Annotated in this window: 17 protein-coding genes; 9 read left to right on the top strand and 8 right to left on the bottom strand. The window is 74.1% G+C overall.

Annotated features, from left to right (window positions below):
* Nucleotides 1-92: 92 nt before the first annotated feature.
* Complete coding sequence (locus CFLA_RS15085; RefSeq protein WP_013118198.1) at nucleotides 93-2,126, bottom strand: alpha-glucuronidase; 2,034 nt, start codon at nucleotides 2,124-2,126, stop codon at nucleotides 93-95.
* Nucleotides 2,123-3,358, bottom strand: coding sequence for a D-mannonate dehydratase ManD (gene manD / locus CFLA_RS15080; protein ID WP_013118197.1), 1,236 nt, complete (start codon nucleotides 3,356-3,358; stop codon nucleotides 2,123-2,125). Before manD ends, CFLA_RS15085 begins: the two co-directional genes overlap by 4 nt.
* A gap of 145 nt (nucleotides 3,359-3,503) precedes the next feature.
* Here manD and CFLA_RS15075 point away from each other — a divergent pair, with 145 nt between their 5' ends.
* Nucleotides 3,504-4,550: a LacI family DNA-binding transcriptional regulator gene (locus tag CFLA_RS15075; protein ID WP_013118196.1), complete on the top strand. Its 1,047-nt coding sequence runs from the start codon at nucleotides 3,504-3,506 to the stop codon at nucleotides 4,548-4,550.
* Nucleotides 4,551-4,554: 4 nt separating this feature from the next.
* Here CFLA_RS15075 and recQ read toward each other — a convergent pair whose 3' ends face one another.
* Nucleotides 4,555-6,636, bottom strand: a complete 2,082-nt coding sequence (gene recQ, locus CFLA_RS15070) for a DNA helicase RecQ (RefSeq protein WP_013118195.1) — start codon at nucleotides 6,634-6,636, stop codon at nucleotides 4,555-4,557.
* Between the two features lie 70 nt (nucleotides 6,637-6,706).
* Nucleotides 6,707-7,522, bottom strand: a complete 816-nt coding sequence (locus CFLA_RS15065; RefSeq protein ID WP_013118194.1) for an SDR family NAD(P)-dependent oxidoreductase — start codon at nucleotides 7,520-7,522, stop codon at nucleotides 6,707-6,709.
* A 124-nt stretch (nucleotides 7,523-7,646) separates the two neighbouring features.
* Here CFLA_RS15065 and CFLA_RS15060 point away from each other — a divergent pair, with 124 nt between their 5' ends.
* The 6 genes from CFLA_RS15060 (at nucleotide 7,647) to CFLA_RS15035 (ending at nucleotide 11,922) form a co-directional block, all read left to right on the top strand.
* Complete coding sequence (locus CFLA_RS15060; protein WP_013118193.1) at nucleotides 7,647-8,456, top strand: SDR family NAD(P)-dependent oxidoreductase; 810 nt, start codon at nucleotides 7,647-7,649, stop codon at nucleotides 8,454-8,456.
* 114 nt (nucleotides 8,457-8,570) lie between these two features.
* A complete protein-coding gene (locus CFLA_RS15055) occupies nucleotides 8,571-9,233 on the top strand; it encodes a hypothetical protein (protein WP_013118192.1) in 663 nt (220 codons plus the stop codon).
* Nucleotides 9,230-9,826: an OmpA family protein gene (locus CFLA_RS15050; protein WP_013118191.1), complete on the top strand. Its 597-nt coding sequence runs from the start codon at nucleotides 9,230-9,232 to the stop codon at nucleotides 9,824-9,826. The genes CFLA_RS15055 and CFLA_RS15050 overlap by 4 nt, the downstream gene beginning before the upstream one ends.
* Nucleotides 9,827-9,890: 64 nt before the next feature.
* Complete coding sequence (pyrE, locus tag CFLA_RS15045; protein ID WP_013118190.1) at nucleotides 9,891-10,466, top strand: orotate phosphoribosyltransferase; 576 nt, start codon at nucleotides 9,891-9,893, stop codon at nucleotides 10,464-10,466.
* Nucleotides 10,463-11,332 (top strand): DUF3137 domain-containing protein, encoded by an 870-nt coding sequence (locus tag CFLA_RS15040; protein WP_013118189.1) that lies wholly within the window; start codon nucleotides 10,463-10,465, stop codon nucleotides 11,330-11,332. Before pyrE ends, CFLA_RS15040 begins: the two co-directional genes overlap by 4 nt.
* A gap of 20 nt (nucleotides 11,333-11,352) precedes the next feature.
* On the top strand, nucleotides 11,353-11,922 hold the full coding sequence (locus tag CFLA_RS15035) for a LemA family protein (protein ID WP_013118188.1): 570 nt from the start codon (nucleotides 11,353-11,355) through the stop codon (nucleotides 11,920-11,922).
* A 62-nt stretch (nucleotides 11,923-11,984) separates the two neighbouring features.
* Here CFLA_RS15035 and CFLA_RS15030 read toward each other — a convergent pair whose 3' ends face one another.
* The 3 genes from CFLA_RS15030 to CFLA_RS15020 all read right to left on the bottom strand — a co-directional run bounded on the left by CFLA_RS15030 (nucleotide 11,985) and on the right by CFLA_RS15020 (nucleotide 14,725).
* Nucleotides 11,985-13,010, bottom strand: a complete 1,026-nt coding sequence (locus tag CFLA_RS15030) for an AAA family ATPase (RefSeq protein WP_013118187.1) — start codon at nucleotides 13,008-13,010, stop codon at nucleotides 11,985-11,987.
* A gap of 84 nt (nucleotides 13,011-13,094) precedes the next feature.
* On the bottom strand, nucleotides 13,095-13,868 hold the full coding sequence (locus CFLA_RS15025; RefSeq protein ID WP_013118186.1) for an HAD-IIA family hydrolase: 774 nt from the start codon (nucleotides 13,866-13,868) through the stop codon (nucleotides 13,095-13,097).
* Nucleotides 13,865-14,725 carry a VTT domain-containing protein gene (locus tag CFLA_RS15020; RefSeq protein ID WP_013118185.1) on the bottom strand — a complete coding sequence of 287 codons (861 nt, stop codon included), beginning with the start codon at nucleotides 14,723-14,725 and terminating at the stop codon, nucleotides 13,865-13,867. The genes CFLA_RS15025 and CFLA_RS15020 overlap by 4 nt, the downstream gene beginning before the upstream one ends.
* 311 nt (nucleotides 14,726-15,036) lie before the next feature.
* Between CFLA_RS15020 and CFLA_RS15015 the strand changes: the two genes are divergently transcribed.
* Nucleotides 15,037-15,696, top strand: coding sequence for a TrmH family RNA methyltransferase (locus CFLA_RS15015; RefSeq protein ID WP_013118184.1), 660 nt, complete (start codon nucleotides 15,037-15,039; stop codon nucleotides 15,694-15,696).
* Nucleotides 15,697-15,864: 168 nt separating this feature from the next.
* Here CFLA_RS15015 and CFLA_RS15010 read toward each other — a convergent pair whose 3' ends face one another.
* Nucleotides 15,865-16,857 carry a type IV toxin-antitoxin system AbiEi family antitoxin domain-containing protein gene (locus tag CFLA_RS15010; RefSeq protein WP_052302735.1) on the bottom strand — a complete coding sequence of 331 codons (993 nt, stop codon included), beginning with the start codon at nucleotides 16,855-16,857 and terminating at the stop codon, nucleotides 15,865-15,867.
* 363 nt (nucleotides 16,858-17,220) lie between these two features.
* Here CFLA_RS15010 and fbaA point away from each other — a divergent pair, with 363 nt between their 5' ends.
* Nucleotides 17,221-18,243 (top strand): class II fructose-bisphosphate aldolase, encoded by a 1,023-nt coding sequence (fbaA, locus tag CFLA_RS15005; protein WP_013118182.1) that lies wholly within the window; start codon nucleotides 17,221-17,223, stop codon nucleotides 18,241-18,243.
* Nucleotides 18,244-18,333 lie beyond the last annotated feature (90 nt).

Raw genomic sequence — 18,333 nt, 5'->3', positions numbered from 1 at the left:
GGGTGGGGGGGTGGCCGTCGTCACGCCGACCGGAACCTGGGTCACCGGCAGGTGCCCTGAACGGTGAGTGAGGTTCCGGTCGGCGGGAGGGGTCAGTGGATCGGGCGGCCGGTGGTGTCGGGGACGCCGGACTTGCGGAAGAAGTACGTGCGGACCTGGTCGCGCCACTCGGTGGCGGACCGCACCTGCTCGGCGAGGCGCTCGGCGACGCGCGCGTGCAGGCGGTCGTCGACGAGCCCGCGCAGCGCGGACCACGCGTCGACCCACGCCGTGACGACGTCGACGGCGTCGGCGCGCGAGTCGTAGACGTGCTGGATCACCGTGCGCCCGCTGTGGAGCACGTGCCCGTACGGCACGTGGTGGAAGAACAGCAGCAGCTCGTCGGGGCAGGTCGCGAGGTCCTCGTACGTCTCGCGCCACGGTGACGGGTACTGGCCGGTGTAGCCCGTGCCCGTCGCCACGGTCCGGTCGACGCCCACGCCGTCGCGGTCGGCGAAGTGGTACGTGCCCCACTTCGAGTACTCGTACCCGTCCACGTTCGGCCCGTAGTGCTGGCGGCCCGGGTCGACCATGAAGCCCACCCCGAGGGGCGCGGTGTACGCCTCGTACGTGAGCCACGAGCCGTCCATCAGCGTGTGCAGGGTGTCGCGCACGCGCCGGTCCGCGCCCGGGAACGTCAGCCCGATCCACTCGTCGAGCAGCGCGACCGGGTCCGCCTGCGGGTCCCACGCGAGCCGCCCGTACGCGTAGAGGTTGGCCTGCGCGAGCGGGTGGCCGGTCCAGAACTCGTCGTCCCCGACGTTGGACACGGCGGTGATCCCGCCGGTCGGCGTCGAGCCGGACGGCGGGGCGTCGGCACCGGGCCCGGGCACCCCCGCGACGATCGACGCGACGTCCCGCGTCGCGCCGTCCGCGAGCGGGAACGTCAGCACCTGCGACCACAGCGGCCCCAAGTAGCACACGTGCTGCTGCTGCCCCGTGTACTCCTGCGTGACCTGCAGCTCGACGGCCAGGCGTGTGCGCGGCATCGCGGCGAGCACGGGGGAGACGGGTTCGCGCGTCTGGAAGTCCATCGGGCCGTACTTCACCTGCAGCACGACGTTGTCGTCGAACCGCCCGTCGAGCGGCGCGAAGTGGTCGTACGCGGCGCGGGCACGGTCGGTGCGACGGTCGCGCCAGTCCTGCTCGTGGTTGTACACGAACGCCCGCCAGAACACCGTCCCGCCGTGCGGGGCGACGGCACGGGCCAGCAGGTTGGCGCCGTCCGCGTGGTCCCGCCCGTACGCGAACGGACCGGGCTGCCCCTCGGAGTCCGCCTTGACGACGAACCCGCCGAAGTCGGGGATCGTCGCGTAGACGCGGTCCGCGGCCGCCGCCCACCAGGCCTGCACGTCGGGGTCGGCGGGATCGGACGTGGGCAGGCCGCCGAGGACGACGGGCGACGCGAACGACACCGACAGGTACGTGCGCACGCCGTGCGGCCGGAAGAGGTCGGCGACGCGCGCGACGTCCGACAGGCCGTCGGTGAGCAGCCGCGCCTCGGTGCGGTGCACGTTGACGTTGTTGATCGCGACGGCGTTGATGCCGATGGACCCGAGCAGCCGCGCGTACGCCGCGACGCGCGACAGGTCGTCGCGCACGCGCCCGTCGGCGTAGAAGATCGACCCGCCGGCGTACCCGCGCTCGACCTGCCCCATGACGGGGTGCACGTCGATGTTGTCCCAGTGGTCGAGCATGCGCACGGGTGCGACCGGGGTGTCGACGACCGTGGGGTGGTCGGCGCCGAACGCCGCCTCGCCCGCGCGGACGAGCGCGTGCAGTCCGTGCAGCAGCCCGACCGCGTCGCGCGCGACGACGCTCGTGACACCGCCCGTGCGGGTGGTGGTGAACCCGGCGGCGGGGGCGTCGGGCTCCCACCGCAGGACGACGTCCGACGGGCCGTCGTCCGTGACGAGTGCGCCGCCGTGCGCGGCTGTGGCGCGCCGGACCTCGTCGAGGACGGTCGCGGCCACGGGGTCGGCGGCGTCGGGACCGAGCGCGACGCGGACGCGGCGGGACCCGAGCGGCGCGAACGCGGCGTCGGGGAGCCAGGCGGGATGGACCGGGATCGTGTCGGCGGTGCTCACCAGTCGTGCACCGTGCCGTCCTTGAGCCGGTTGAACGGCAGGTACGCCGCCTGGTACGGGTGGCGCGCGGCCGCGTCGTCGTCGTAGGCGACCCCGAGCCCCGGCTCGTGGCCCGGGTGCAGGTAGCCGTCGGTGAACGTGAAGGACGTGCGGAACACCTCGTCCGTCGTCGGCGAGTGCTTCATGTACTCCTGGATCCCGAAGTTGTGGATCGCGAGGTCCAGGTGCAGCGCGGCGGCCATGCCGACCGGCGAGATGTCGGTGGGCCCGTGGATCCCGGACTTGATCTGGTACTGCGCGGCGTAGTCGAGGATGCGCCGCAGCGCCGTGATGCCACCGGTGTGCGTGACGGCCGAACGGACGTAGTCGATGAGCTGCTCGCGGATGAGCGTCTGGTAGTCCCACACGGTGTTGAAGACCTCGCCGATCGCGAGCGGCGTCACGGTGTGCTGCCGGACCAGGCGCAGCGCGTCCTGGTTCTCGGCCGGCGTGCAGTCCTCGAGCCAGAACAGGTCGTAGGGCTCGAGGTCCTTGCCCAGGCGCGCGGCCTGGATGGGGGTCATGCGGTGGTGGCCGTCGTGCAGCAGCGGCAGCGCGGGGCCGAACTCGTTCCGCACGGCCTCGAAGACCCGGGGGATGTGGCGCAGGTACGCGCGGGTGTCCCAGTCCTCCTCGGCGGGCAGCGGCGCGCGCTGGGCGGGCTCGTAGTCGTAGCGCCCGGACGACGACGGGTTGGTGGCCACCCCGTAGACGGCGTCGATGCCGGGCACCGAGGTCTGCACGCGGATCGAGCGGAAGCCCTGGTCGAGGTGCTCGCGGATCGAGTCGAGCAGCTCGGGCACGTCGCGGCCCGAGGCGTGCCCGTACGCCATGATCCCGTGGCGTGAGGCGCCGCCGAGGAGCTGGTAGAGCGGCATGCCGGCGAGCTTGGCCTTGACGTCCCACAGCGCGACGTCGACGGCCGCGATGGCGGCCATGGTGACCGGGCCGCGGCGCCAGTACGCCGAGCGGTAGAGGAACTGCCAGGTGTCCTCAATGGTGTGGGCGTCCCTGCCGATCAGGAGGGGGACGACGTGGTCGGTCAGGTAGCTGGCGACGGCGAGCTCACGTCCGTTGAGGGTCGCGTCGCCGAGTCCTTCGACGCCGTCTTCCGTGACGAGGCGTAACGTTACAAAATTGCGGCCGGGGCTGGACACCAGGACCTCGGCGGAACGGATGGCGGTGCCGGACATCGTGGGAGGCTCCTCTCGCCCTGTCGCGTCGTCGCGGGGGCACTGGTGAGACTAAGCAGGAAGACGCTAGGCTGGCAATCGTTTGCCAGCAAGGAACGGTCCGCGGCATCGTCGCCGGGGGCCGTGGACCCGACCGGGAGGGTGCATGGCCGTCAGGCGGCAGCCCACGTTGCGTGATGTCGCGGCGGCAGCAGGGGTGGCGGTCTCGACCGCGTCACGCGCCCTCACCAGACCGGGCCGGGTCAACGCCGGCACGGCCGACCGGGTGGTCGCCGTGGCCAAGGAGCTCGGGTACATCCCCAGCGCCTCGGCCCGCGCGCTGCTGTCCGGTCGCACCGCGACGGTCGCGCTCGTGCTCCCCGACGTCACCAACCCGTTCTTCTTCGGCCTCGTGCGCGGCACCGGTGCGCGGCTGCGCGAGTCCGGGTACGTGCAGGTGCTCGCGGACACCGAGGAGTCCGCCGAGGTCGAGCTCGACACGCTGCGCAAGCTGCGCGGCCAGGTCGACGGCGCGGTCCTCGCGGCCTCGCGCCTCACCGACGACCAGATCGCCGTCGCCGCCGAGGACCTCGCGCTCGTCGTCGTCAACCGCACCATCCCCGGCACCCCGGGCGTGCTGCTCGACACCGCCGGCGGCATGGTCCAGGCGCTCGAGCACCTCGTGGAGCAGGGGCACACGCGCGTCGCGTACGCCGCGGGACCCACGACGTCGTGGTCCGACCGCCGCCGCCGCGAGGCTCTCGAGCCGGCGGCCGCGCGCCTCGGTGTCGAGCTCGTCGTGCTCGGACCGTACGCGCCCGTGCGCACGTCGGGTGCCGACGCGGCCGACGCCGCCCTCGATGCCGGCGTCACGGCGATCGTCGCCTTCAACGACCTGCTGGCGTTCGGCATCCTCGAGCGGCTCGACGCGCGCGGCGTCGCCGTGCCGGAAGGGTTGAGCGTGGTCGGGTGCGACGACATCTTCGGTTCCGACCTCGTGCGGCCGGCGCTGACGACCATCGAGTCGCCCGTCGAGCGTGCCGGCCGCATGGCCGCCGACCTGCTGCTCACGCGGCTCGACGGCGAGCGCCCCGCGGGTGGTGACGACGAGGACGACGACGGGCTGGTCGTCGACCTGCCGGTGCCCGGCGCACCGGTCCTGCTGCCGACCCGTCTGATCGTCCGTGGGTCGACGGGCTCGGCGCAGGTCTGAGCCCTCACCCCGCCAGGGTGGCCAGCACCCCCTCGCCGTACCGGTCGAGCTTGGCCGCGCCGACGCCGCTGATCGTGCCGAGCTCGGCCCGGCTCGCCGGGCGGCGGGTCGCGATCTCGCGCAGCGTCGCGTCGTGGAACACCACGTACGCGGGCACGCCCTGCTCCTTCGCCGCGCCCGCACGCCACGCGCGCAGCGCCTCGAACACGGCCGCGTCGTCCCCGCTGAGGTCCGCCGCCGCGGCCGGTCGCCCGGACCCGCGGCGCTCGCGCGTCGCCCGGCCCGTGCGCTCCGGCTCGCGGCGCAGCCGCACCTCGCGCTCGCCGCGCAGCACGTCCGCCGATGCGGGCACCAGGCGCAGCGTGCCGTAGCCCTCGGTGTCGACCGCCAGCAGCTCGGCCGCCAGGAGCTGGCGCACCACGCCGCGCCACTCGCCGTCGGACAGGTCCTGGCCGATCCCGAAGGTCGACAGCGACTCGTGGCCCAGCTGCTGCACGCGCGGCGTCGCCTTGCCGCGCAGGATGTCGACCAGGTGCCCCACGCCGTACCGCTGCCCGCGCTGGTCCAGGCGCACGATCGTCGACAGCAGCTTCTGCGCCGGCACCGTGCCGTCCCACGACTGCGGCGGCTCGAGGCACGTGTCGCAGTTGCCGCACGGGCCGTCGGACTCCTGGCCGAAGTACGCCAGGAGCTGGGTGCGCCGGCAGTCCACCGTCTCGCAGAGCGCGAGCATCGCGTCGAGGTGCTGCGTGAGCCGCCGCCTGTGGGCGGCGTCGCCCTCCGAGGTGTCGATGAGGCGCCGCTGCTGCACCACGTCGGCCAGGCCGTACGCGAGCCACGCTGTCGACGGCAGCCCGTCACGACCCGCGCGGCCCGTCTCCTGGTAGTAGCCCTCGACCGACTTCGGCAGGTCGAGGTGTGCGACGAACCGCACGTCCGGCTTGTCGATGCCCATGCCGAACGCGATGGTCGCGACCATCACCACACCGTCCTCGCGCAGGAACCGCGACTGGTTGGCCGCGCGCACCCCCCGCTCGAGGCCCGCGTGGTACGGCAGCGCGTCGATCCCGGCGTCGCGCAGCGCCTCGGCGGTCTGCTCGACCGATGCGCGCGACAGGCAGTAGACGATGCCGGAGTCGCCGTCGTGCTCCGTGCGCAGCAGGTGCAGCAGCTGCGCGCGCGGGTTGTCCTTCGGCACGATCCGGTACCGGATGTTGGGCCGGTCGAAGCTCGCGACGAACTGCGCGGCGTCCGTCAGCTGCAGCCGCTCGCAGATCTCCCGGTGCGTCGCGCGGGTCGCCGTGGCCGTCAGCGCCACACGGGGCACGTCCGGCCAGCGCTCGTGCAGCAGGGACAGCGCGAGGTAGTCGGGCCGGAAGTCGTGGCCCCACTGCGACACGCAGTGCGCCTCGTCGATCGCGAACAGCGCGACGTGGCCCCGGTCCAGCAGGTCGAGCGTCTCGGGTACCCGCAGGCGCTCCGGCGCGAGGTACAGCAGGTCGAGCTCGCCGGAGAGGAACGCGTCCTCGACGGCGCGACGCTGGTGCCGCTCCTGCGTCGAGTTGAGGAACCCCGCGCGCACGCCGAGCGCGGACAGCGCGTCCACCTGGTCCTGCATGAGCGCGATCAGCGGCGAGACCACCACGCCGGTGCCCTCGCGGACCAGCGCGGGCACCTGGTAGCACAGCGACTTGCCCCCACCGGTGGGCATGAGCACGACCGCGTCGCCGCCCGCGACCACCGTGTCGACGACCGCCGCCTGGTCGCCGCGGAACGCCTCGTAGCCCCACACGCGGTGCAGGACGTCCGCGGGTGTGCCGTGCGACGGTGCCGGGTGGCCCGTCGCGGTGCTGCGCGGCGCGTCGGGCCGGCGCGACGTCGACCGTCCGCGCGTCGCGGCCGCGCCCGGCGCCCACGGGTCGTCCGCCCACGCCTCGGGCGGCGGGGCGTCGTCCGGCGGGGGAGCCTCGTCCCACCACGGCTCCGCCGGCGCGTCCTCCCACGCCGGGGGCTCGGCCGCCGGGACGTCGTCGAACGGGTCCGCCGAGCGGCGTCGACGGGTCTCGGGGGCGGGATCCGGCAGCACCCGACCACCCTACGAGCCGCCACCGACGTGCGGGGTCCAGGTCGACCGGCCTGTGGACGGCGAACCGACCTCAGCCCTCGTCGGGCTCGTCGAGCGGCTCGGTGAACCGTGCGTGCATCGCGGCCGCGGCCCCGTCGCTGAGCACTGCGCCCGCGGCGGCCTGCGCACGCGCCTTCAGCGACCGCACGACGACCTTCTCCCTGCCCTCGAGCAGCCCGTCGACCGCCTGCCGCGCGACGTCCGCAGGGTCGTCCTTGTCCCCGTGCGACACGCGCGTGTCCTGCATGTCGGCCCGCTCGAAGAACTCCGTGTCCGTCGGGCCGGGCAGCAGCGCCGTCACCGTGACGCCCGTGTCGCGCAGCTCGTACCGCAGCGCCTGCGCGAACGACAGGTCGAACGCCTTCGACGCCGCGTAGGTCGCGTAGTACGGCCCGGGCATCAGCGCAGCGACCGACGAGGTCACCAGCACGCGGCCGACGCCCCGGGCGACCATCGCGGGCAGCAGCGCGTGCGCGAGCCGCACGGGCGCGACGACGTCGAGCCCGATCGTGGCCAGGTGCCGCTCGAGCGGGACGTCGAGGAACGCGCCGCCCGCGCCGGTGCCGGCGTTGAGCACGAGGACGTCGAGGGGGCGGCCCGTGCCCGTGACCTCCGCGACCAGCGCGTCCACGCCCTCGGGCGACGTCAGGTCGGCGCGCACCGCGCGCACGGCGCGGCCCTGCCCGGTCAGGCCGTCGGCGGCGAGCGCCAGGTCGTCGTCCTCGGACGTCACGACGAGGTCGTGACCGAGCTCCGCCAGCCGCACCGCCACCTCGAGCCCGATGCCGCTCGACGCCCCCGTCACGAGCGCCAGCGGCGCCGGGACCAGCTCACCGTTCGTGGTCACGCACCTCACCCCGTCCCGTCGCGACGACCGCACCGACGCTACGGGCGGCCGGCGGCGCGCGCACCCGGGACACGATCCCGGGACACCGCGACGCGGCCCCGTCCCGGTCCGTAGGGTGGCGCCCATGGGTACCGCACTGGTCACCGGCGCGAGCGCCGGCCTCGGTCTGGAGTTCGCCTGGCAGCTCGCCACGGCACGGCACGACGTCGTCCTCGTGGCGCGCGACGAGGAACGGCTGACCCGCCTCAAGGGTCAGCTCGAGGCCGCCGCGGGCGTGCACGCCGAGGTGCTGCCCGCCGACCTCACCGACCGCGCCGACGTCGAGCGGGTCGCGCAGCGCCTGCGCTCCGACGAACGCCCCGTGGGGCTCCTCGTCAACAACGCGGGCCTCGGGCTCAACCAGCGGTTCGTCGGAGGCGACGTCGACGCCGAGGACCGCGCGCTCGAGCTCATGGTCCGCACGGTCATGGTGCTGTCGCACGCCGCCGCGGACGCGATGGTGCGGCGCGGGCGCGGGGCGATCCTCAACGTCGGGTCCGTCGCGGCGCTCATCGCCTCGGGCACGTACTCCGCGCACAAGGCCTGGGTGCGCACGTTCACCGAGGGCCTCGCGGTCGAGCTGAAGGGCACCGGGGTGACGGCGACGGTCGTGGCGCCCGGCTACACGCACACCGAGTTCCACGCGCGCGGGCGCATCGACACGACGCACTACCCGACGGCCGCGTGGCTCGATGCGGAGGACGTCGTCGCGGCGGCGCTCGCGGACGTGCGTCGCGGTGTCGTGCTGTCGACCCCGAGCCTGCGCTACAAGGCGGTCTCGGCGCTGCTGCGCGTCGCTCCGCGGCCCGCCGTCCGGGCGTTCGGCAGCTACCGTCGGGCGCTGCTCGACGCGGGGATCGAGGCCGAGCGCGATCGGGACGCGGCGCGCGACTGAGGACGCCCCCTCCGGCGGTCCGCCGTCCGGGCGACCCGAGCCTGACCGGTTCGTCCCGCTTCCGTCTCCCCGGGTAGCGTGACGGACCAGCACCCGTCGCCCCGGAGGTCCCGCATGCCCTCGTCCCGTCCCCTGCCGTCCCGCCCCCCGATGCGTCGTGCCCTGGCTGCCCTGGCCGTGGCCGGCGCCGTCGTCCTGACGTCGGCCTGCACGGGTGACGACGAGCCGACGCCCGCCGCGACCAGCGACCTGGCCTCGCCGGCCGGTGGCGGGGCGGGCGAGGAGCAGGCGCCACCCGTCGACGACGTCGCGGAGCAGGTGCTCGCCGAGCAGACGGTCGACACGCCCGCCGGCGGCGAGGTCGCGGGCGGCCAGGTCACGCTGATCCTGCGCGACGTCCGTGTCGACGCCGAGGTCCTCAGCCTGCGGTGGGCCCTTCGGTGGGAGGCGCCCGAACGCGGCGAGGACGAGGAGATGACGCTGTTCGACCTCGGTATCGAGCCGACCCCGGTCGTCACCGACACCACGCACCTGCAGGCGTTCATGCCGTTGTGCGTCAAGGGGGACTGGAACGGCGGCACGCTGGACCGCCAGGAGTGCCGGGCGTCGATGCTCGCGTCGCCGGTCAACGTCCTCTCGACCAGGATGCGCAACGGCTCGACGCTCGAGGGCTGGGCGGCGCTGCCCGCGCCGGACACCGAGGGCGGCTCGCTCGACGTGCTCATCGCCGAGGGGCTCCCGGCCTTCACCGGGGTGACCGCGCGGACGGGCTCGTGACCGCCGGCAGGGTGCGGCGCGGTGCGGCGGTCGCGCTGACCGCCCTGTGCGTCGTCGCCGCCGCCGGGCCCGCGTCCGCGGCGTCCGGCGAGCCGCCGTGGGCCGAGCTCGCCCGCACGCCGGTGACGCCCGACATGATCGCGCGCGCCACGCTACGGCTCGGCGGGGGAGAGCTGCAGCTCGTGGGCGGGCCGCTCGCGCTCGTCCGCGAGAAGTCCGTGCGGGAGCTCGCGCGCGAGGCGCAGGGCGTCACGACGCTCACGTCGGACCTGCTGTTCGCCTTCGACAGCGCCGAGCTCGCGCCCGGTGCGGCAGGGAAGATCGGTGAGCTCGCCGCCGCCCTGCCGCAGGGCGCCGCGGTGGCGGTCGACGGGCACACCGACGGGCTCGGCGGCGACGCCGTCAACGTGCCGCTGTCGCAGGCTCGGGCGCAGGCCGTCGCCGACGCGCTCACGGCCGCCCGTCCGGACCTGGTGCTCACCGTCACGGGTCACGGCAGCGCGCAGCCGGTGGCGGAGGAGACGACCGACGGGCTGGACGACCCGTCCGGGCGCGCGCTCAACCGCCGCGTCGAGGTGCGGGTCACGGGCTGACCAGGGCATCGGGCGCCTGTGGACGCGCGGCCGTGTCGGAGGCCCCGGCCGGTAGCCTGCCGCCGTGACCGACGCCACCGCCGCCGCGCCCCGCGACCAGCTCATCGCCCTCGTCCGTGACCTCGCCGTCGTGCACGGCCGGGTCACGCTGTCCTCCGGCAAGCAGGCCGACTACTACGTCGACCTGCGTCGCGCGACGCTGCACCACCGCGCCGCACCCCTCATCGGTCACCTCATGCTCGACATGCTCGAGGAGGCCGGGCTCGGCACCGCGGAGATCGACGCGGTCGGCGGGCTGACGCTCGGTGCCGACCCGGTCGCCACGGCGCTGCTGCACGCGGCGGCCTCACGCGGCCAGGACCTCGACGCGTTCGTCGTGCGCAAGGAGGCCAAGGCGCACGGCATGCAGCGCCGCATCGAGGGTCCCGACGTGGCGGGGCGGCGCGTCGTCGTCGTGGAGGACACCTCGACCACGGGCGGCTCACCCGTCACGGCGGTGCAGGCCGTGCGCGAGGCGGGCGGCGAGGTCGTCGGCGTCGCGACGATCGTGGACCGCGGGACCGGCGCACGCGAGGTCATCGAGGCGCTCGGCGTGCCGTACCACCACCTGCTCGACCTGACCGACCTCGGCCTGGCGTGAGCGTGGCGCCACCGGCGCGTCCCGAGCGGCCCTGGGTCGCGGCGCAGGCGCAGGACGCGGCAGCGGCCCCGCGGCGTCGCGGGCTGCGGATCAGCCGGCCCGTGTTCTTCGCCGTCGCGGCCGTCCAGGTGCTCGTGTTCGTGCTGGTGTTCCGCCCACGCATGGGCGTCGACCTCTCCGCGGTGGGCACCGTGCTGGTCCTCGTCGGCCTCATGTTCGTCGTCGTCAAGGTCGCGAACCACGTCCAGGACCGGCGTCACCAGCGGCTCGCGGACTGGGGCCGGCTCAACGGCTGGCACTACGAGCGCTACGACAGCAGCCTGCTGCGCCTGCAGTCGGGTACGCCGTTCGACGCGGGTGACGCGCACTCGGCGTCCGAGGTGCTGGACCGCCCGTGGCAGGGGCGGCACGCGGTGTCGTTCACCTACACCTGGGTCGTCGGGTCGGGCAAGAACCGGCAGACCAAGCACGCGCACGTGGTCGCCCTGCACCTGCCGGCACGTCTCCCGCGTCTGGAGGTCACTCCGGAGGGGCTCGGGGCCGCCGTCATCAAGCTCGTCGGCGGCAAGGACCTGCAGCTCGAGCTCGAGGAGTTCAACCGCGAGTACCGCGTGTCGTCGGCCGACGAGCGCACGGCGCACGCGGTCCTGCACCCGCGTCTCATGGAGCGGCTGCTGCGGGAGGACTCGCGCGGGCTGCCCTGGCGGCTCGAGGGGCGGTGGTTGCTCACGTGGGACCGTGGGCGGACGGACGTCGACCGCATCGCGGCCCGCCTGATGCTGCTCGGCGCGATCGCCGACGCCGTCCCGCGGCACGTCTGGCAGGACCACGGGCACGACCCGGCCGCCGGTACGATCGGCGCCTGACCCGACACCAAGGAGTCCTCGTGACCGGTGGCACCATCGCCCTGATCGTCGTCGCGGCCGTCGTCGTGATCGTCCTGCTGTGGGCGGTCGCGCAGTACAACGGCTTCGTCCGGCTGCGGAACCTCGTGCAGGAGTCCTGGCGCCAGATCGACGTCGAGCTGCACCGCCGCCACGACCTCATCCCCAACCTCGTCGAGACGGTCAAGGGCTACGCGGCGCACGAGCGCAACGTCTTCGACGAGGTCACCCGTGCCCGTGCCGCCGCCGCGGGACCCGTCGACAGCCCCGCGCAGCAGGCCGTGCAGGAGAACGCGCTCAGCTCCGCGCTGGGCCGACTGTTCGCCGTCGCCGAGAACTACCCCGTGCTGCGCGCGAGCGAGAACTTCCAGCAGCTGCAGGCCGAGCTCGCGAACACCGAGGACCGCATCGCGGCCGGTCGCCGGTTCTACAACGCGAACGTCCGCACGCTGAACACCAAGGTCGAGACGTTCCCCGCCAACGTCATCGCCAACATGTTCAAGTTCACGCGCGCCGAGTACTTCGAGGCCGACGACCCGCAGGTCCGCCAGGCGCCGTCGGTCGGCTTCTGACGCCACCGAACCCTGCCGCGACGCGGCGGGTCCCGCCGGGACCGGGTGTCGTCGCGCGGGCGTCAGTGCGAGAACGTCGCGATGTGCTGCACCGACGGCGGCGCGTGGCGCTCGGGTGCGAGGAGCGACGGCAGGCGGTGCAGGAGCGGGTCGACGAGCCCCCGCCGCGGGTCGAGCACCTGCGCCTGCTCGAGCCGCTCCAGCAGCAGGCCCACGTCGGCCGTCGACCGCCCGAGCATGCGGGCGAGCGGCTCGGGCTCGACGAAGCGGCCTGTCGTCGCGCAGACGGCCGCGAGCAGCACGTCGAGCGGGCACTCGTCCGAGCCTCGGCACACGTCGCGGTGCATGCCCTGCGCGAGCCGGGACACGAACTCCCCGCCGACGTCGCCGAGGTCACGGTGCTCCGCGACCGCGCGCGGCAGTCCGCCGTGCCGCAGGAACTCCGCGCGCACGACGTCCACGTCGGCGTCCGGCCGGGCGATGAGCAGCTCCGACATGCTCGACGGGTTGAGGCGGCGGACCGCGACGGTGCCCGCGGGGCAGGCCGCCTCCAGCGCCCCCAGGTCGGCGAGGTCGAGCACCGAGGTGGTGGCCAGCACCTGGTCGCCCCGGCGACGGGCGTCGGCGAGCACGCCCGGCCAGCCCGGGGTCGCGCCGACCTCGTCGATGACCAGGACGCGCCGGCCGTCGCACGCCGGGGCGCCCGTGCGGGTCGGGGTGCGCACGACCGTCGCCAGGTCGGCGGAGTCGAGGGCTGCCAGGGTCCCGTCCTCGAGCGTGCGCTGGACGGGCAGCAGCACGACGCGCCGCGGGTCCGTGGCCGGGTCGGCCACGACGTACGCGACGACGTCCTTGACAGCGGTCGTCTTGCCGACCCCGCGCGGCCCGACCAGCAGGGTCACGGTGCCGGTGCGGGCGCCGGCCGGCACGGTCGCGAGCACCGTGCGGGCCGTCGCGGTGGCCGGCGCCCACTCGTGCCGGGCGCGGGCCACGAGCTCGGCGTCGTCGAGCACCCAGGACGCACGTCGGCGCCGTGACCACCACGGGTTGGCGGCACGGAGCACCGTGGCGAGCTCGCTGTTGCGCATGCTCCAGCGTCGGCCCTGCGAGGGGCCGTGAACCAGGACGAACGGCCCCGTCACCGGACGTGGGCGGCGCCGGGACGGTGGGCGTCAGACGAGCGCGACCAGGTCCTGCACCGAGTCGTGCACCGCCGTCGGGCGGAACGGGAACCGCTCGACGTCGGCGGCCCGCGTGGACCCGGTGAGGACGAGGAAAGTGCGCAGCCCGGCCTCGATGCCGGCGACGACGTCGGTGTCCATGCGGTCGCCGACCATCACGGTCGTCTCGGAGTGGGCGCCGATCCGGTTCAGGGCCGAGCGCATCATCACCGGGTTCGGTTTACCGACGAAGTACGGCTTGCGGCCGGTGGCGGCCGTGATCATGGCGGCCACCGCGCCCGTCGCGGGCAGGTCGCCCTCCGCGCTGGGGCCCGTCACGTCGGGGTTGGTGGCGATGAAGCGCGCGCCGCCCTGGATGAGCCGCACCGCCTGCGTCAGGGCCTCGAAGGAGTAGGTCCGGGTCTCGCCCAGGACGACGAAGTCGGGGCGGGCGGCCGTCAGCGTGTACCCGGCCTCGTACAGGGCCGTGGTCAGCCCCGCCTCACCGATGACGTACGCCGAGCCGCCGGGCATCTGGTCCGTGAGGAACTTCGCGGTGGCGAGCGCGGACGTCCAGATCGCCTCCTCGGGCACGTCGATGCCCGTCGCGGCGAGCCGCGCGCGCAGGTCGCGCGGCGTGAAGATCGAGTTGTTCGTGAGGATGAGGAACGGGCGCTCGGCCGCCTTGAGGGCGTCGACGAACTCGGCCGCGCCCGGCAGGGCCGTGCCCTCGTGCACGAGCACGCCGTCCATGTCGGACAGCCACGACCGGATCTCGCGCGTCATCGCTCTGGCCGCGCCGTGCCTGCGTCGGACGGGTCCTCGACGACCTCGGTGCCGGCCTGCCCCGCGACGGGCGTGGTGGTCGCACGGCCGAACACCTCGCGCTCGACGGCGGCGCGCTCGACGGGCTCGTCGTAGTCGGTGTCGCGCCCCTCGACGGTCTCGCCGGTCCTCTCCTTGCGGCGCGCACGCCACAGCTCGACGAACACGGGGACGACGGACACGCCGACGATGAGGACGAGCAGGGCCTCGATGTTGTTCTTGATGAACGGGAAGTTGCCGAGCCAGTAGCCCAGCAGCGTCACGCCGACGCCCCACAGCAGCGCACCGATGACGTTGAACGACACGAAGTGCCGGTAGCTCATCTTGCCGACGCCGGCCGCGACCGGGGCGTAGGTGCGCACGAACGGCACGAACCGCGCCACGATGATCGTCCGGCCGCCGTACTTGTCGAAGTACGCGTACGTCTGGTCGATGTACTTCTGCTTGAAGAAGCGCGAGTCGGGGCGGTTGAACACCTTGGGCCCCAGCTTGCGACCGATCGCGTAGGCCACCTGGTCGCCGACGAACGCGGCGACGAAGAGCAGGAGGCACAGCACCCAGATGTTGAGCTGCAGCGAGTCCTGCGCGACGAGCGCCCCCGCGGTGAACAGCAGCGAGTCGCCGGGCAGGAACGGGAACAGCAGCCCGGTCTCGATGAAGACGACCGCGACGATGCCGATGAGCGCGGCCGTGCCGAACGACTCGATGAGGTTCTCGGCATTGAGGAAGTCGGGACCGAGCGCCGGCAGCGGCCCGCCCGCGAGCAGTGCGTGGGGGGCGTCGGTCAGGGCGGCGGTGAGCACCGTCGTCGTCAGCATGACGACCAGCCTACGGCGCGCGCCTCGACGACCCCGGCGGTCCGCGCGCAGATCCTGTGCAGACCCGGCCTGCCGGCCCCGCCTCGCCCACTCCCGCCGACCGGAACTCGGCTCCTCCTCCGGTGCCTCGGATCGGGACTCTCGTTCCGTTCGCGGTCCCGACGTCGCCGACCGGAACCCGACTCCTCGTCCGGTGCCTCGTCCGGTGAATGATGTTCCGCTCGCCGGGGCACCAGACCGCCCACCGGAACACCGGTCCTCGTGCGGGTGCCGGAACGGTGAGTGGTGTGCCGGTCGGGGAGGATCGGGGGATGGATGACGAGCGTGGGGATGCGGACGACGCGCGCGTGGTGGGTGTCGGGCCGTGGCCCGGCGGGCCCGACGCGTGGCCCGACGACCCTCGGTACGACCGCGAGCTGCTCGCGCACGGTGACCGGCGCAACGTCGTCGATGCGTACCGGTACTGGACGGTCGAGGCGATCGTCGCGGACCTCGACACGCGACGGCACCCGTTCCACGTCGCGATCGAGAACTGGGTGCACGACCTCAACATCGGGTCGGTGGTGCGCACCGCGAACGCGTTCAACAGTGCCGGTGTGCACGTGGTGGGTCGCCGCCGGTGGAACCGTCGGGGCGCGATGGTCACCGACCGCTACCTGCACGTCCACCACCACCCCGACGCTGCGGCTCTCGCGACGTGGGCGGCGGGCGCGGGCCCGGACGCCGGCAGGCTGCCCGTGGTGGGCGTCGACAACGTCCCGGGCTCGGTGCCGGTCGAGACGTTCGCGTTCCCGCGCGCGTGCGTGCTGCTGCTGGGTCAGGAGTCGACGGGGCTGACGGAGGCGGCGCAGGCGATGTGCGACGTCGTCGTCCACATCACCCAGCACGGCAGCACACGGTCCCTGAACGCGGGCGCGGCGGCGGCGGTCGCGATGCACGCATGGGCGCTCCAGCACGTCCCGCCGCCCTGACCCGTCCCGTCTCCCCGACTCGTCCCGCCCCCCGACTCGTCCCGCCGCCCCGACCCTTCCTGCCGCCCCGACCCGTCCCTCGGCTCGACCTGTCCGACCCCCTGGCCCGCCCCGCGGTCCGTCGCGCCCTCCCGGGCCCACCTCCGGCCCCGTCGGGCGGAACGCGGCTCACCGCATCGCCAGCGCTTCGAGGAGCAGGTTTCCGGTCGGCGGGGCGGTGGGGGACGGGCGCCAGTGCAGGCCCAGCACGCTCCGGACCGTGCGGGCGACCGACCCGTCGCTCACGTCCTCGGCCGCGAACCGCAGCACCTCCACGCCTCGCGTGGCGACGAGGGCGTTCTGCCGGTGCCGGTCGTGCAGGAGCGCCTCGGCCACGTCGTGGAACTCGCGTCCGTCGATCTCCGCGAGCAGCCAGCGGCCGTCGGGAAGTCGCCAACCGAGGTCGCCACGCGCGACCGGCCGCCCACGGGCGTCACGGACGACCACCTGCAGGTCGTCGGGCGGGACCCCGGCGTCGACGCAGACGAGCCGCGCGTAGGACTCGAGCGGCGACTCGGCGCGCGGGTCGACGAGCTCCGACCACAGCCGTACCCGTCGACAGCCCCGGCGCCCGGCGAGCGCGGCGACGAGCCGGTGGGTCTCGCCGTCGTCGAGCAGCTCGCGGTGCAGGACGTCGTCGAGCACCGCGACCACGTGGCGGCGCGGCAGCCGGCACAGCGACTGGGCGAGCGCGACCGGCAGTGGCACGGCTCGCGCGGTCCCGACGACGACGTGCGGGGCCTCGTAGCGGCGCACGAGGATGCCGTCGCGCGGACGTCCGCGACGCCCGCCGGCCAGCGCGACCTCCGGCTCCACCACGGAGGGGAGCCCACGGACCCCGTGCAGCGCGAGCGCGCAGCTCCCGACCGCGGCGGCGTCCGGGCCGAGCGCGAGCAGCCCGAGCCACGCGGCCCGCCGACGTGCGTCGTCGGGAGCAGCGACGTCGGCCGGTGCTGTGTCGTACACCCCGTGGGTGGGGCGGGTCCACGTGCCGGCGCGCACGAGCGAGGCCCGGCGGTTGGGGCTCACGCCCTCGGCGCTGCACTGAGCGGCGGAGACGAGGTGACCCTGGCCGTCGGCGAGGGCGAGGAGGCGGGGCGGGACGGGGCCGTGGCGTCGCACGGGACACACCTTCGGCGTCCCACCCTCCGCCCGTGCCACGGGCCGGCCGATCTGTGGACGCGCCGTCCGCGCCCCGGGCCTGTGGTCGGCTCGACGACCGTTGGCCGCCACGCCGGCGCCCCGCGACCGGAACCTGACTCCCGTATCCAGGCGTGGATCGATGAGCGAGGTTCCGGTCGGCGGGTCGCCGGGGCTTGAGCGGAACGTGGGTACTCGCAAGGGCGGCGGGTCGGGGAGTGGGGTTCCGGTCGGCGGGGGCGGGCGACGTGGGCAGGGGGTCCCGGTGGACGTCCCGGACGTGGAGCGCCCCGGTGGTGGCAGACTCAGGTCGTACCGCTCCCCGACTCTTCCAGGAGACTCTCGATGCCCATCGCCACCCCCGAGGTCTACGCCGAGATGATCGACCGGGCGAAGGCCGGCAAGTTCGCCTACCCCGCCGTCAACATCACGTCGTCCCAGACCGTCACCGCCGCCATCCAGGGCTTCGCGGAGGCCGAGTCGGACGGCATCATCCAGGTCTCGGTCGGCGGCGCGGAGTACGCGTCCGGCTCGACGATCAAGAACCGCGTGTCCGGCACCCTCGCGCTCGCGGCCTACGCCACCGAGGTCGCCAAGAACTACGGCGTGACGATCGCGCTGCACACCGACCACTGCGTCAAGAAGAACCTCGACTCGTGGGTCCGCCCGCTGCTCGCGCTGGAGGCCGAGCAGGTCAAGCGCGGCGAGAACCCGACGTTCCAGTCGCACATGTTCGACGGCTCCGACATCCCGCTCGACGAGAACCTCGTCATCGCGGCCGAGTTGCTCGAGCTCTCGCAGGCGGCCCGCACGATCCTCGAGATCGAGGTCGGCGTCGTCGGCGGCGAGGAGGACGGCCACGAGGCCGAGATCAACGAGAAGCTCTACACGACGGCCGAGGACGGCCTGAAGACCGTCGAGGCGCTCGGCGCCGGCGAGAAGGGTCGCTACCTGACGGCCCTCACGTTCGGCAACGTGCACGGCGTCTACAAGCCGGGTGCGGTCAAGCTGCGCCCGTCGATCCTCGCCGACATCCAGCGGGAGGTCGGCGCGAAGATCGGCAAGGAGTCGCCGTTCGACCTCGTCTTCCACGGCGGGTCGGGCTCGACGGCCGAGGAGATCGCGGAGGCGGTCGACAACGGCGTCATCAAGATGAACATCGACACCGACACGCAGTACGCGTTCACGCGCCCGGTCGTCGGCCACATCTTCACCAACTACGACGGCGTCCTGAAGGTCGACGGCGAGGTCGGCAACAAGAAGGCGTACGACCCGCGTGCGTGGGGCAAGCTCGCCGAGGCGGGCATGGCCCAGCGCATCGTCGAGGCGTGCCAGCAGCTGCGCTCGGCGGGCACCCGGATCTCCTGACCCGGGCCCTGCCGCGACGCCCGACGGCGCCGGTCCCCGCGAGGGGGCCGGCGCCGTCGGCGTTCGTGCGTGGTGCGGCGCGTCGGCCGC

The organism is Cellulomonas flavigena DSM 20109 (genome assembly GCF_000092865.1).
Classification (GTDB): Bacteria; Actinomycetota; Actinomycetes; order Actinomycetales; family Cellulomonadaceae; genus Cellulomonas; species Cellulomonas flavigena.
The sequence above is the reverse complement of the archived record's forward strand: the minus strand, read 5'-3'. Positions and strand labels throughout refer to the sequence as shown.